The organism is Actinacidiphila sp. DG2A-62 (assembly GCF_035825295.1).
Taxonomy (GTDB): domain Bacteria; phylum Actinomycetota; class Actinomycetes; order Streptomycetales; family Streptomycetaceae; genus Actinacidiphila.
Genome location: NZ_JAYMGI010000002.1, coordinates 3162595 through 3177202 on the forward strand (window position 1 = coordinate 3162595; position 14608 = coordinate 3177202).

The following is a 14608-nucleotide window of genomic DNA, read 5'->3' on the forward strand; positions in this document are numbered from 1 at the left end:
ACCGGTCCGGGCAGGGGCGCCCGCACCCGCACCGGTCCGGGCGGGGCCGCCGGGCCCGCCCGGGGTGTCGCCGGGGGGCGCGCCGGTCACTCGGACTCCCTCATCGGGACGCGGACGCCGCGCTCGGCGGCGACCTCCTCGGCGCGCTCGTAGCCGGCGTCGACGTGGCGGATGACGCCCATGCCGGGGTCGTTGGTGAGCACCCGGCGGATCTTCTCGCCGGCCAGCGCGGTGCCGTCGGCGACCGTGACCTGGCCGGCGTGCAGGGAGCGGCCGATGCCGACGCCGCCGCCGTGGTGGATGGAGACCCAGGAGGCGCCGGAGGCGACGTTGACCATCGCGTTGAGCAGCGGCCAGTCGGCGATGGCGTCGGAGCCGTCGAGCATGCCCTCGGTCTCGCGGTAGGGGGAGGCGACCGAGCCGGTGTCGAGGTGGTCGCGGCCGATCACGATGGGGGCCTTGAGGGTGCCGTCGGCGACCATCTCGTTGAACCGCTCGCCGGCCCGGTCGCGTTCGCCGTAGCCGAGCCAGCAGATGCGGGCCGGCAGGCCCTGGAAGTGGACCCGCTCGCCGGCCAGCCTGATCCAGCGGGCCAGCGACTCGTTCTCCGGGAACAGGTCGAGGATGGCCCGGTCGGTGGCCGCGATGTCGGCCGGGTCGCCGGACAGCGCGGCCCAGCGGAACGGCCCGCGGCCCTCGCAGAACAGCGGGCGGATGTACGCGGGCACGAAGCCGGGGAAGGCGAACGCCCGCTCGTACCCGGCCAGTCGCGCCTCGCCGCGGATGGAGTTCCCGTAGTCGAAGACCTCGGCGCCCGCGTCCTGGAAGCCGACCATCGCCTCCACGTGCCGGGCCATCGACGCGCGGGCCCGCTCGGTGAACTCGGCGGGCTTCTCGGCGGCGAAGGACGCCATGTCGGCGAAGTCCACGCCGGTCGGCAGGTAGGCCAGCGGGTCGTGCGCGGAGGTCTGGTCGGTGACGATGTCGATGGGCGCGCCCATGGCGAGCGCGCGCGGCATCACCTCGGCGGCGTTGCCGAGCACGCCGATCGACAGCGGGCGGCGGGCGGCGCGGGCCTCGGCGGCCAGCCGCAGCGCCTCGTCGAGGGAGTCGGCCCGCACGTCGAGGTAGCGGTGCCCGATGCGGCGCTCGATGGCCCGCGGGTCGCAGTCGACGCAGATGACGACGCCGCCGTTCATGGTGACGGCCAGCGGCTGCGCGCCGCCCATGCCGCCCAGGCCCGCGGTGAGCGTGACGGTGCCGGCCAGGCTGCCGCCGAAGCGCTTCTCGGCGACGGCGGCGAAGGTCTCGTAGGTGCCCTGGAGGATGCCCTGGGTGCCGATGTAGATCCACGAGCCGGCGGTCATCTGGCCGTACATGGTCAGCCCGAGGGCTTCCAGGCGGCGGAACTCCTCCCAGGTGGACCAGTCGCCGACCAGGTTGGAGTTGGCGATCAGCACCCGCGGCGCCCACTCGTGGGTCTGCATGACGCCGACCGGCCGGCCGGACTGGACCAGCATCGTCTCGTCCTGCTTCAGGCCGCGCAGGGTGCGGACCATCGCGTCGAAGGAGTTCCAGTCCCGGGCGGCCTTGCCGGAGCCGCCGTAGACCACCAGCTTCTCCGGGTGCTCGGCCACCTCCGGATCGAGGTTGTTCTGCAGCATGCGCAGGGCGGCCTCCTGCTGCCAGCCCAAAGCGGTCAGCTCCGTCCCGCGCGGCGCGCGCACCGGCCTCGGTCCCGTCATCGCTGCGGCCTCCTCTTGCCTCGGGTGGTGCCCGCGTCTCGTCGTGGTGTCCGTCCATTCACATCCTGACCACCTGAATATCTCTAGTCAACAAGGCCGCGGCGGCGGCCGGCCCCGGGGCGCCCGCGCGCGCCGTCCCGCGGGGCGGACCGGGGTGGCGGGGCCGAACGGGGAGGTGATGGGATGGCCGTCATGACGGATGAGCTGGGGATACGGCGGGGTCACGCGCTGCGCGCTGCGGTGGACCGGGGACTGGTGGGCGAGCACGAGCCGGTCGTGGGACTGCTCGACGTCACGGGCATCGAACGCAGCACGGCCGAGCTGCGCGCCGCCTTCGCCACCCCCGGCGTCGCCGTCACGCACACCTTCGCCGTGAAGGCCGCGTCCCTGGTGCCGGTGCTGGCGCTGCTCGGTGAGCTGGGGCTCGGCGCGGAGGTGGCCAGCCCCGGCGAGCTGGCGCTGGCCCGCGCCGCGGGCATCCCCGCCGACCGGATCGTGCTGGACTCCCCCGCCAAGACCGCGGCCGAGCTGCGCGAGGCCCTCGCCCTGGGCATCGCGGTCAACGCCGACAACCCGCAGGAGCTGGCCAGGATCGACGCGCTGCGCGCCGCCGCGCCCGCCGGCTCCCCGGCCGCGCCGGTCGGCCTGCGGGTCAACCCGCAGATCGGCGCGGGCAGCATCGGCGCGATGAGCACGGCGACCGCCACCTCCAAGTTCGGGGTGGCGCTGCGCGACCCGGGCGCCCTGGAGTGGGTGCTGGACGCCTACGCCGAGCGGCCCTGGATGAACCGCCTGCACACCCACACCGGTTCGCAAGGGGTGCCGCTGGAGCTGATGGCGGCCGGCGTCCGCGAGGCGTACGAGCTGGCCGAGCGGATCAACGCGGCGGCCGGCCGCCAGCAGGTCGAGGTGCTCGACATCGGCGGCGGCCTCCCCGTCAACTTCGGCTCCGACGCCGACGAGCCGGGCTTCGCCGCGTACGCGGACCTGCTGCGCGCCGAGGTCCCCGGGCTGTTCGACGGCCGGTACGGGCTGGTCACCGAGTTCGGCCGCTCCCTGCTGGCGAAGAACGGCACGGTGCTGGCCCGGGTGGAGTACGCCAAGTCGGCCGGCGGCCGGGCCATCGCGGTCACCCACGCCGGCGCGCAGGTGGCCACCAGGACCGTGTTCGTACCCGAGGCGTGGCCGATCCGGGTGCTGGCGCTGGACCCCAAGGGCCGGGAGAAGTCCGGCGACCCGGTGGTCCAGGACGTCGCCGGGCCCTGCTGCTTCGCCGGCGACCTGGTGGCGCGCGGGCGAGAGCTGCCGCGGCTGGCGGCGGGCGATCACGTCGCGCTGCTGGACACCGGCGCGTACTACTTCTCCACCCACTTCGCCTACAACTCCCTGCCCCGGCCCGCGGTCCACGCGTTCACCGCGCACGCGGACGGCGCGGTCGACTTCGCGCCGGTGCGGGTCGCGCAGACCGAGGCGGAGCTGGTCGCCGAGAGCGGCGGCGGGCTGCCGCGGCTGCGGCGCGGGGTCTGACGCGGGACCCGGCGCGGCGGTCTGACGCGGCGAGCCGGCGCGGGATGCAGCGGGCGCTCAGCCGCGGCGGCGGGGGCCGCCGCCGGGGCCCGCGTCGCCCGCGGCGATCCCGGTGAGCTGGTAGTGCGTACGGTCGCCGTCCGGGCGCACCCACAGCAGGGCGTCGCGGGAGCGCTCGATCCGCGCGATCCGGCGGGACCTGAACCACATCCCCGCGCCGATCCCGGCCAGCAGCATGCCGCCCGCGCAGGGCAGCGCCGCCGAGGAGGCGAGCGCCACGACGAAGGCCGCCGCCAGCCACCACCGCCGCCGGCGCAGCCACGCGCGCGCGGTCACCTTGCGGTCCTGGAGGAAGACGGACTTCGCGGCCCGGGACGCGCCCCTGGCCCGCTCGCCGTAGCGCCCGCCGCGCACCAGGAAGGCGACCGCCGCGGCCACCAGGAACAGCGCCGCGCCGGCCATGACGCCGATCCGCCGCCCGGTCGGGCTGAACGTCACCGCGGTGCCGGGCGCCGCCGCGACCACGCCGAGCCACCACAGCCAGCACGCCGCCGCCCGCACCGCCACCGCCACCCGAGCCAATGTGTAGGCCCCGCGCACCACGTCGCACTCCCTCCTCGTCGACCGTCAAGGTGCTCGGGAGGGTAGCCAGCGAATCTCAGATTTTCCTTAAGGAGCGGGACGGCCGCCGCCCCGCGCCCGGTCCTCCTACGACCAGTCGTCCTTCGCCGTCTCCTGCCGGTCCCGGGTGAACAGGCCCGTCACGCTCTGCGCGACGTTGACGCCGACGATGCCCGCCCAGGTGATGAACAGGCCGCCCGCGCCCGCCTGCACCGCGCCGATCGCGGACAGCGGGATCGCCAGCACCAGGGTGACGCCCGCGAAGCCGTAGCGGGCGAAGCGGGGGTTGGGCGAGGGCGGGCCGATCGGGCGGCGGTCGGCGCGGGCGAACGACGTCTGCTGCTGGGCCAGTTCCCGTCGCACCCGCTGCTCCACGTGGCTGTCCACGCGTGCGGCCACCTTGTCCATGAACGAGTCGACGAGCTCCGACTCGTAGTCCGCGCCGAGGTCCTTGCGGGCCTGCAGGGTCGCGGACAGTTCCTTCTTCAGTTCCGGGTCGCGGGCGTCCATGGCCCCACCGTAGGAGCGGAGCCGCGTGGGCGACACTGGGGTTAGCCCCCGACTTGCCCGGGGGTATGCCGTCCTTCAGGAGGATCGCCGTGCTTCTCGCCCCTGTGCTCACCGCCCTGCACGCGGGCTCGGGCGGCGACCGCCCCGACGCGCTGACGGTGGCCGGGCGCTCCTGCTCCTACGAGGAGCTGCTCGGCGCGGCCGGCGCGGTGGCCCGCAGGGCGGCGGGCGCCAAGGCGTTCGCGGTGGAGGCGACGGCGTCGCTGGAGACCGTCGCGGCGGCCGTCGGCGCCCTGCTGGCCGGCGTGCCCCTGGTGCCGGTCGCGCCGGACGCCGGACCCGCCGAGCGCGAGCACCTGCTGCGCGACTCGGGCGCCGAACTGCTCCCGGTCGACTTCGCCGAGCGCGCCGACTTCACCGGCCCGCCCGCCGGAGACGCCGCCCTGGTCCTCTACACCTCCGGCACCACCGGCCCGCCCAAGGGCGTGGTGCTCGGCCGCGCCGCGCTGGCCGCCGACCTCGACGCGCTCGCCGCCGCCTGGCAGTGGACCGCCGACGACACCCTCGTGCACGGCCTGCCGCTGTTCCACGTGCACGGCCTGGTGCTCGGCGTGCTCGGCGCGCTGCGCACCGGCAGCCGGCTGGTGCACACCGGCCGGCCCACGCCCGCGGCCTACGCGGCGGCCGGCGGCAGCCTCTACTTCGGCGTGCCCACCGTGTGGACGCGGGTGGCGCGCGACGAGGCGGCGGCCCGCGCGCTGTCCGGCGCCCGGCTGCTGGTCTCCGGCAGCGCGCCGCTGCCCGCGCCGGTCTTCCACGCGATGCGCGAGCTGACCGGGCAGGCTCCGGTCGAGCGCTACGGCATGACGGAGACCCTGATCACGGTCAGCGCCCGCGCCGACGGGCCGCGGCTGCCCGGCGCGGTCGGCACCCCGCTGCCCGGGATCGCCACCCGGATCGAGGAGTCCGCCGACGGCATCGGCGAGCTGCAGCTGACCGGCCCCACCCTCTTCGACGGCTACCTCGGCCGGCCCGACGCCACCGCCGCCTCGTACACCGCCGACGGCTGGTTCCGCACCGGCGACATCGCCTCGATCGACGCCGACGGCACCCACCGGATCGTCGGCCGCGCCTCCACCGACCTGATCAAGTCCGGGGGCTACCGGATCGGCGCGGGCGAGGTGGAGAACGCGCTGCTCGCCCATCCGGCGGTACGCGAGGCCGCGGTGATCGGCGCGCCGCACCCCGACCTCGGCGAGGAGATCGTGGCCTACGTGGTGGCGGACGGCGTCACGGCCGCCGAGCTGACCGACTTCGTGGCCGCGCTGCTGTCGGTGCACAAGCGTCCGCGCACCGTCCGGTTCCTGGCCGAGCTGCCGCGCAACGCCATGGGCAAGCCGCAAAAGAGGTTGCTCCCCGGAGCGTGACGGGATAGGCGTAGAGGCCCGGCCGCCGGGAGGGGGAATCTCTTGCTCGCCCGGACCGGGAACGGACCCCTGGATTTGCCGCTTGCCGGGCGGCAAGTAAGCTCAGGGTTCGCAAACCCACCCCACACCGGGCGGCCGAGGCGCCGCCCGGGTCGCCGATACCCGGGTACCGCTCCAAAGGGTGGCGGTGATACGTCCTGCCATGGAGGCAGCACCGCATGTTCCACCGCATCGGACGCACAGTCGTCCGCCATCCGATCTGGACGATCGTCGCGTGGGTGATCGCCGCCGTGGCGATCGTCGCCACCGCGCCGAGCCTGCCGTCCAACAGCGACGAGAGCAGCTTCCTGCCGAGCAGCTACGAGTCGATCAAGGCCATGAACCTCCAGGAGAAGGCGTTTCCCCAGGCCTTCACCCCGGCCGCGATCGTGCTCTACCAGCGCTCCGACGGCTCCGCGCTGACCGCCGCCGACAAGGCGGACGTCACCCGCATCACCAAGGAACTGGGCCAGAAGAAGATCGACCAGGTCCAGAAGGTCGTGGACGGCTCCGTCTCCAAGGACGGCAAGTACCAGACCGCCCTGGTGCAGATGGACAAGAAGAACAACGGCACGCCCAAACAGGCCGACGCGGCCAAGGCGCTGCGCGAGGACTCCACGTCCCTGGCCAAGGGCACCCACCTGAAGGTGCAGGTCGGCGGTCAGGCCGGACAGAACCTCGACCAGCAGGACGCCAGCAAGACGTCCGACCAGCTGAGCCTGATCGGATCGGTGCTGATCATCATCATCACGCTGTCGATCATCTTCCGGTCGCCCATCGTGTCGGTGCTGCCGCTCTTCCTCCTGATCGGAATCTTCGCGATCGCCAACGCGCTGATCGCCGACGCCACGAAGGTCTTCGGACTCCAGGCGAACCAGTCCATCTCGGCGCTGCTGATCGTGGTGGTGCTGGGCGTCGGCACCGACTACTTCCTGTTCCTGATGTTCCGCTACCGGGAACGGTTGCGGGCGGGTGACGAGCCCAAGCAGGCCATGGTGAACGCCGTCACAAGGGTCGGCGAGGCGATCGCCTCGGCGGCCGGCGCGGTCATCATCTCCTTCCTCGCCCTGACGCTGTCCACCCTGTCCTTCCTGACCCAACTGGGTCCGGCCCTGGCGATCCTGGTCGCGGTCACGCTGATCGCCGGCCTCACCCTCTTCCCGGCGATCTTCTCCCTGATTCCGCCGCGGGCGCTGTTCTGGCCCGGCAAGAAGTGGAAGCAGGAGCCGACCGGCACCCGGTACGCCACCTTCGGCCGCCTGGTGGGCAACAAGCCCGCGCTCGTGGCGATCGCGTCCGGCCTGGTGATGCTGGTGCTGGCGATCGGTACCTTCAGCTACAAGGCGTCGTACGACCTGGCGTCCGGTTCCATCCCGGACACCAAGGAGTCGATGATCGTCCAGGACACGCTGACCAAGGCGTACTCCGCCGGCGCCGCCGAGCCGACCAACGTCTACCTCAGCAGCTCCGACGGCAAGCCGCTGAGCGGCGACCTGAACGGGTACGCCGACAAGCTGCGCGGCGTCGACGGCGTCGGCAGCGTCGCCTTCGACCGGTCCAAGGACCTCAACAAGGCGGGCACCACGGCCAACTACACCGTGACGCTGAAGTACGAGGCGGCCAGCGACAAGGCCATTGCCACCGCCGGGGACATCCGCACGGTCGCCCACGACAACGCGCCGCCCGGCACCGAGGCGCTGGTCGGCGGCTCGTCCTCGATCTTCAGGGACATCAACGCGGCCGTGAACCACGACTACCGCACGGTCTTCCCGGTGGCCGCGGTGCTCATCATGATCATCCTGGGGCTGCTGCTGCGCAGTGTGGTGGCGCCCTGGTATCTGATCGCCTCCGTGGCGCTCGGCTTCGGGGCGACATTGGGCGCCACGGTGTGGATCTTCGGCCGCGGCGACGGGCTGATCTTCCTGCTGCCGATCATCATGTACCTGTTCGTGGTGGCGATCGGCACCGACTACAACATCCTGATGATCGCCCGGCTCCGCGAAGAGGCACGGGAGGGACGCGAGCCACGCGAGGCGGCCAGCGAGGCGCTCAAGCACGCGGGCCCCACGATCGGCGCGGCGGGCTTCATCCTGGCGGCCACGTTCGCGACGCTGATGCTGGGCGGCAACGACTTCCTCACCGAGATGGGCTTCACCGTCGCGTTCGGCATCGTGGTCGCGGCGTTCGTGATGGCGATGTTTTTCACGCCGAGCCTCACCGCGCTGATCGGGCACGCCGCGTGGTGGCCCGGGCACGCGGACCGCGACACGGCGGACCGGTCGCTGCCGCACGGCGGCGAGGCGGGCGGCTACCTGCGCGAGCGGGAGCCGGACGAGTACTCGCGGCGCGGCTGAGACGCGGGCCTTCGGCAGGAACGTTTCGCGCGGGCACCTCGCACAAGCGGACACCTCGCGCGCGACGCACGGCGTGACCGGACGGGCGGTCCGGCGGTACGGCTTCACGGCCGGCCGCGGGGCCGCCCGTCCGGCGTGTGCGGGCGCGGGGCCGCCGTCCGGCGTGTGCGGGCGCGGGGCCGCCGTCCGGCGTGCGGGCGCGGGCTTACCGGCACTCGGGCCCGGCGAGCGGCGTGGCCGTTCCGGAATCCCGGCCCCGGCGGGCCGCGCCCTCCCGGCTTGCCTGGCTGCATATCCTCATGCACCCTCGACGCACGGTGAATAAGACGACGGCAGGGGACGGACGGTACGGGGAGATGGCCGGGGAGATGGCCGGGGACACGGGCGCGGACGCCGACGGCGCCGACACGGGCGGCGCCGACACGGGCTGCGACGACACGGGCGGCGCCGAGAGCGTCACGCGCGACGCGGGCGCGGGGGACGACGGCCCGGGCGGCGCCGAGGACTCCTCCGCGCGGCTGCTGAAGCTCTTCGAGGCGCACCGGCTCACGCCCACGCAGCGCAGGATCGCGCACTGCCTGGTCCGCAAGGCCGCGGAGGCGCCGTTCCTGTCCAGCGTGGAGGTCGCGGAGCTGGCCGGGGTCAGCCAGCCGTCGGTGACGCGGTTCGCGGTCGCCCTCGGCTTCGACGGCTACCCGGCGCTGCGCCGCCGGCTGCGGGAGGTCGCGCCGGCGCGGCAGCCCGCGCGGTCGGCCGCGTACAACGAGTACCAGCAGGCCGTGCACGCCGAGATCGAGAACCTGCGGCACCTGGCCGCGCTGCTCGCCGACCCCGCGCCGGTGGCCAGGGCGGGCGCGCTGCTCGCCGCCTCCCGGCCGCTGCCGGTGCTGGGTCTGCGGGCGGCCGGCGCGCAGGCCCGCGGCTTCGCGTACTTCGCCGCCAAGGTGCACCCGGACGTACGCCTGCTGGACGAGGGCGGCACGATGCTCGCCGACCGGATCGACGGCGCGGCGCGGGCCGGCGCGAGCGCGCTGCTGTGCTTCGCGCTGCCCCGGCACCCGCGCGAGGTGGTGGACGCGCTCGGCCACGCCAGGGCTGCCGGGCTGACCGTGGTGACCGTCGCGGACAGCGCCTTCGCACCGGTCGCCGCGCACACCGACCTGCTGCTGCCGGCCGCGGTCGGCACCGGGCTGGCCTTCGACACGGCCTGCGCGCCGATGCTGCTCGGCCGGGTGCTCCTGGAGTCGATGTGCGACGACCTGCCGGACGCCCAGGCCCGCCTGGAGGAGTTCGACGCGCACGCGGCGGCCCGCGGCCTCTTCGTCGACTGAGGCGGGGCCAGGCCGCGGTCGGCGCGGCGGCCGGCCAGGCCCGCGATCGGGGCGCGGAGAAATCGGGGGGCACAGAAGCGGAAAAGCGGAAAAGCAGCAGAAAAGAAGACGGGCGGGAACCGCCGCACCCCCGAGGTGACTCGGAGGGCGGGACGACGGCGGTTCCCGCGGGACGCGGGCCGGGTCAGGGCCGGGCCGACGCGTCCGGGCGACCATGGAGTCCGGGAGCCGCTCCGGAAGCCCTGGTGCCGTTCGGTGCGCCGCGCCGGCCGGTCCGTCAGGTCCCGCCCGGTGCGACATCACCCAATGTGCCGGAGGCTTGTTAAGCGCGTGCTGCGCGGACGTGTCGCGGGTGTACCAGTTCCGCGAACCCCTCAGACGGCCCCGCCGCCGCCGTGGCCGGCCAGGAAGGACAGCAGGTCCTGGCGGCTGACCACGCCCGTCGGCTTGCCCTCCACCAGCACGATCGCCGCGTCCGCGCGCTCCAGCACCGCCATCAGGTCGCCCACCGGCTCGCCCGAGCCGACCTGCGGCAGCGGCGCCGACAGGTGCCGGTCCAGCGGGTCCTCCAGGGTGGCCCGCTTGCTGAACAGCGCGTCGAGCAGGTCGCGTTCCACCACCGAGCCGATCACCTCGGCGGCCATCACGTCCGGGTGCCCGGCGCCCGGCTTGACCACCGGCATCTGCGAGACGCCGTACTCGCGCAGCACCTCGATGGCCTGCCCGACCGTCTCCTCGGGGTGCATGTGCACCAGGTTCGGGATGGCGCCCTGCTTGTCCGCGAGCACGTCGGCGACCCGCGGCTCGCCCTCCCCGTCGTCGAGGAAGCCGTGCGAGCTCATCCACTCGTCGCTGAAGATCTTCGACAGGTAGCCGCGACCGCTGTCCGGCAGCAGCACCACCACCACGTCGTCGGGCCCGAGCTCCGCCGCGACCCGGAGCGCCGCGACGACCGCCATCCCGCACGAGCCGCCGACCAGCATGCCCTCCTCGCGGGCCAGCCGCCGGGTCATCTGGAAGGAGTCCTTGTCCGAGACGGCCACGATCGCGTCGGCCACCTCGCGGTCGTACGCGGTGGGCCAGAAGTCCTCGCCGACGCCCTCGACCAGGTAGGGGCGGCCGGAGCCGCCGCTGTAGACCGAGCCCTCGGGGTCGGCGCCGATCACCTGGACACGGCCGTCGCTGACCTCCTTCAGGTAGCGCCCGGTGCCGGAGATGGTGCCGCCGGTGCCGACGCCGGCCACGAAGTGGGTGATCCGCCCCTCGGTCTGCTCCCACAGCTCGGGGCCGGTGGAGTGGTAGTGCGACAGCGGGTTGTTGGGGTTGCTGTACTGGTCGGGCTTCCACGCGTTGGGGGTCTCGCGCACCAGCCGGTCGGACACGTTGTAGTACGAGTCCGGGTGCTCGGGGTCCACCGCGGTGGGGCAGACCACGACCTCGGCGCCGTACGCGCGCAGCACGTTGATCTTGTCCGTGGACACCTTGTCGGGGCAGACGAAGACGCAGTGGTAGCCCTTGCGCTGGGCGACCATGGCCAGGCCGACGCCCGTGTTGCCGGACGTCGGCTCCACGATGGTGCCGCCGGGCTTCAGCTCGCCGCTGCGCTCCGCGGCCTCGATCATGCGCAGCGCGATGCGGTCCTTCACCGAGCCGCCGGGATTGAAGTACTCGACCTTGGCCAGGACGGTCGCCTGGATGCCCTCGGTCACGCTGGTGAGCCTCACCAGCGGGGTGTTGCCGACGAGGTCGATCATCGAGTCGTGAAACTGCACCGTGTGTCTCCGGGTTCTCCGTGATGGTCCGGTCAGCCTATTGGTGGCGGCCCGTGCGTCCCGCACGAAACGTCCGCGGCGGTGTCCGCGTTGACATCTGTACCGTGCCGGGCACCACCTTTGTACGGTGCGGGCGGCGTCGGGGCGCGGGCGGCCCGGGAAAAGACCGGCGGGGGCACGGGGCCGGCGGACGGCGGAGTGGCGAAACGGGAGGTGGTCGGCTCGATGTCGAGGGCGAGGGTGGCACGGCGGATCGTGACCGCGGCGGCGTACGGCGGCGGCGGGGTCGGCCTGCTCGGCGGGGCGGCCGCCGGGCTGCTGCTGACCGAGGTGCGGCTGGCCAAGCGGGTGGTCGGCGGCTCGGGCGACGTGCCGCCGCGGGCCGACGGGCGGTACGGCTCGGCCTTCGCGCACCAGGGCGACGAGCCGCCGCTGCGGCTGGGCTTCCTGGGTGACTCCACGGCCGCCGGGCAGGGGGTGCGCCGGGCCCGCGAGACGCCCGGCGCGCTGCTGGCCTCCGGGCTCGCGGCCGTCGCCGAGCGCCCGGTGCGGCTGGTGAACGTGGCGCGGCCGGGCGCGCGCTCGGACGATCTGGCGCGCCAGGTGGACCTGCTGCTGGGGGTCGCGCCGGCGCGGCCGCCGCAGGTGACCGGCGCGTCGGGGCTGCCGGAGCCGGTGCGCCCGCGACCGCCGGAGGCGGTGCCACCGGACGTGGCGGTGCTGATGATCGGCGCGAACGACGTGACGCACCGGATGCCGCTGTCCACCTCGGTGCGGCTGCTGTCGGACGCGGTGCGCCGGCTGCGCGAGGCCGGCGTCGAGGTGGTCGTGGGCACCTGCCCCGACCTGGGCTCGGTGGAGCCGGTGTACCAGCCGCTGCGCTGGCTGGCCCGGCGGGCGAGCCGGCAGCTCGCGGCGGCGCAGACGATCGCGGTGGTGGAGCTGGGCGGGCGCACGGTCTCGCTCGGCGACCTGCTGGGGCCGGAGTTCGAGGCGCGGCCCCGCGAGCTGTTCGGGCCGGACAACTTCCATCCGTCGGCCGAGGGTTACGCGACCGCGGCGATGGCGGTGCTGCCGACGCTGTGCGCGTCGCTGGGGCTGTGGCCGGAGGCCGACGAGCGGCCGGACGCGCGGCGCGGCGAGGGCTTCCTGCCGGTGGACCAGGCGGCGGCCGAGGCGGTCGCGGAGGGCGGCACCGAGGTCACGCCGGCGCAGCCGGGCGCGGCGCACCGGGCCCGCTGGGCGCTGCTGAAGCGGCGCCGCCGCCGGCCGCTGGACGCGCCCGGCTCGGGGGACGCGGACCGGGACGCGCCGCACGTCGAGGGCTCGTCGGCGCTCGGCTGAGCGCGGCATCCTGCCTGGTGAGCAGTGTGCGGGCGGCTCCGGGGCTGTCCGGCGGGCGAGACGCGGAAATCCTTTGTGAAACTCTTCACATGAAGTTCCCGCCGGATGGCCCGTCTTTCCAAGGCTTCCGGCCCCAATTCCCCTGGAATCCCTGGCCGGTGAGTGTTTCGGGCGCGTTGCGGCCACCCGTCCCCCAGGTGTCGGACCGACGATCTACGCTGCTCAGCGGGGTGCCCGTGGGCCGCGGCCCGGACGGGCGCCGGAAGGGGCGCGCAACCCCAGGTCGTGGGGCCGCGCAGTGTAGCAGAAGGTGTCCAGCACCTTGTGAAGGGGCTCACGAGGGAGGGGTCCGCCCGTGCTCCATACTCAAAGCATGAGCACCACGGAGCGTCCTCGTATTCTCGTCGTAGGCGGCGGGTACGTCGGCCTGTACGCGGCGCGCCGCATCATGAAGAAGATGCGGTACGGCGAGGCGACCGTCACGGTCGTCGACCCGCGCTCGTACATGACGTACCAGCCCTTCCTCCCGGAAACCGCAGCCGGCAGCATCTCCCCGCGGCATGTCGTCGTCCCGCTGCGACGCGTGCTGCCCGGGGCCGAGGTGCTCACCGGGCGGGTCACCTCCATCGACCAGGACCGCAAGGTCGCCTCGGTCGAGCCGCTCGTGGGCGAGTCCTACGAGCTGCCCTTCGACTACCTGGTGATCGCGCTGGGCGCGGTCTCCCGCACCTTCCCGATCCCCGGCCTGGCCGAAAACGGCATCGGGATGAAGGGTGTCGAGGAGGCCATCGGCCTGCGCAACCACGTCCTGGAGCAGCTCGACAAGGCCGACTCCACGACGGACGAGGAGATCCGCCGCAAGGCCCTCACCTTCGTCTTCGTCGGCGGCGGCTTCGCCGGCGCGGAGACCATAGGCGAGGTCGAGGACATGGCCCGCGACGCCGCCGCCTACTACCCCAACGTCAAGCGCGAGGACATGCGCTTCATCCTCGTCGACGCCGCGGACAAGATCCTCCCCGAGGTCGGCCCGCAGCTCGGCAAGTGGGGCCTGGAGCACCTCCAGGAGCGCGGCATCGAGGTCTACCTCAACACCTCGATGAAGTCCTGCGTCGACAAGCATGTGGTGCTCGCCAACGGGCTGGAGGTCGACGCGTCCACCATCGTGTGGACCGCGGGCGTCAAGCCCAACCCGGCGCTGGCCTCCTTCGGCCTGCCGCTGGGCCCGCGCGGCCACGTGGACACCGCCCCGACCCTTCAGGTCAAGGGCACCGACTACATCTGGGCCGCGGGCGACAACGCGCAGATCCCGGACCTGGCGGCCGGCGAGGGCGCCTGGTGCCCGCCGAACGCGCAGCACGCGCTGCGCCAGGCCAAGGTCCTCGGCGACAACGTGGTCTCGGGCATGCGGGGCTTCCCGCAGGCCGACTACAAGCACGCGAACAAGGGCGCGGTCGCCGGTCTCGGCCTGCACAAGGGCGTCGCGATGATCGTCCTGGGCAAGAAGACCAAGATCAAGCTCAAGGGCCGCATCGCCTGGTACATGCACCGCGGCTACCACGGCCTGGCGGTGCCCACCTGGAACCGCAAGATCCGGGTCTTCGCGGACTGGACGCTCGGCATGTTCCTCAAGCGCGAGGTGGTCTCGCTCGGCGCGATCGAGAACCCGCGCGAGGAGTTCTACGAGGCCGCGCGTCCGCCGCGGACCCAGCAGGCGGCGGTGGCCGCGCCGGCCGCCGCGGCGGGTCCGGCGAGCGCCGCGGGTTCCGCGGGTTCCGCCGACAAGACGGCCGAGAAGGCCACGGCTTCCTGAGCCGGGGGCCGGACCGGGTCGCGAGGCCCCGGGCTCCCGGCCCGCACAGCCCCGAAGGGCGCCCGCCATCCGTGGTGCGGGCGCCCTTCGGCGTTCCGCCCGCATGCCCGACGCCCCCTGCACGCCCG

Annotated in this window: 10 protein-coding genes; 6 read left to right on the forward strand and 4 right to left on the reverse strand. The window is 73.8% G+C overall.

Features of this window, described 5'->3' with window-relative positions; translation table 11 throughout:
• Nucleotides 1–86: 86 nt before the first annotated feature.
• Nucleotides 87–1745 (reverse strand): urocanate hydratase, encoded by a 1659-nt coding sequence (hutU, locus tag VSR01_RS13875; protein ID WP_326449526.1) that lies wholly within the window; start codon nucleotides 1743–1745, stop codon nucleotides 87–89.
• A gap of 183 nt (nucleotides 1746–1928) precedes the next feature.
• Between hutU and VSR01_RS13880 the strand changes: the two genes are divergently transcribed.
• Nucleotides 1929–3272 (forward strand): diaminopimelate decarboxylase, encoded by a 1344-nt coding sequence (locus VSR01_RS13880; protein ID WP_442785450.1) that lies wholly within the window; start codon nucleotides 1929–1931, stop codon nucleotides 3270–3272.
• A 57-nt stretch (nucleotides 3273–3329) separates the two neighbouring features.
• Here the strand turns inward: VSR01_RS13880 and VSR01_RS13885 are convergent, their stop codons facing one another.
• Together VSR01_RS13885 and VSR01_RS13890 are read right to left on the reverse strand one after the other, a co-directional pair.
• Nucleotides 3330–3875 (reverse strand): hypothetical protein, encoded by a 546-nt coding sequence (locus VSR01_RS13885; protein WP_326449528.1) that lies wholly within the window; start codon nucleotides 3873–3875, stop codon nucleotides 3330–3332.
• 105 nt (nucleotides 3876–3980) lie between these two features.
• Entirely contained in the window at nucleotides 3981–4403 is a 423-nt protein-coding gene (locus tag VSR01_RS13890; RefSeq protein WP_326449529.1) for a hypothetical protein, read from the reverse strand.
• 104 nt (nucleotides 4404–4507) lie between these two features.
• Between VSR01_RS13890 and VSR01_RS13895 the strand changes: the two genes are divergently transcribed.
• The 3 genes from VSR01_RS13895 (at nucleotide 4508) to VSR01_RS13905 (ending at nucleotide 9554) form a co-directional block, all read left to right on the forward strand.
• Nucleotides 4508–5830 carry an AMP-binding protein gene (locus tag VSR01_RS13895; protein WP_326453650.1) on the forward strand — a complete coding sequence of 441 codons (1323 nt, stop codon included), beginning with the start codon at nucleotides 4508–4510 and terminating at the stop codon, nucleotides 5828–5830.
• A gap of 218 nt (nucleotides 5831–6048) precedes the next feature.
• A complete protein-coding gene (locus VSR01_RS13900; RefSeq protein ID WP_326449530.1) occupies nucleotides 6049–8223 on the forward strand; it encodes an MMPL family transporter in 2175 nt (724 codons plus the stop codon).
• Nucleotides 8224–8591: 368 nt separating this feature from the next.
• A complete protein-coding gene (locus tag VSR01_RS13905) occupies nucleotides 8592–9554 on the forward strand; it encodes a MurR/RpiR family transcriptional regulator (protein ID WP_326449531.1) in 963 nt (320 codons plus the stop codon).
• A 374-nt stretch (nucleotides 9555–9928) separates the two neighbouring features.
• On the opposite strand, the gene VSR01_RS13910 is transcribed toward VSR01_RS13905, so the two are convergent.
• Nucleotides 9929–11326, reverse strand: a complete 1398-nt coding sequence (locus VSR01_RS13910; protein ID WP_326449532.1) for a cystathionine beta-synthase — start codon at nucleotides 11324–11326, stop codon at nucleotides 9929–9931.
• Nucleotides 11327–11551: 225 nt separating this feature from the next.
• Here VSR01_RS13910 and VSR01_RS13915 point away from each other — a divergent pair, with 225 nt between their 5' ends.
• Together VSR01_RS13915 and VSR01_RS13920 are read left to right on the forward strand one after the other, a co-directional pair.
• Entirely contained in the window at nucleotides 11552–12670 is a 1119-nt protein-coding gene (locus tag VSR01_RS13915) for an SGNH/GDSL hydrolase family protein (protein ID WP_326449533.1), read from the forward strand.
• Between the two features lie 373 nt (nucleotides 12671–13043).
• Nucleotides 13044–14480: an NAD(P)/FAD-dependent oxidoreductase gene (locus VSR01_RS13920; RefSeq protein WP_326449534.1), complete on the forward strand. Its 1437-nt coding sequence runs from the start codon at nucleotides 13044–13046 to the stop codon at nucleotides 14478–14480.
• Nucleotides 14481–14608: the final 128 nt, after the last annotated feature.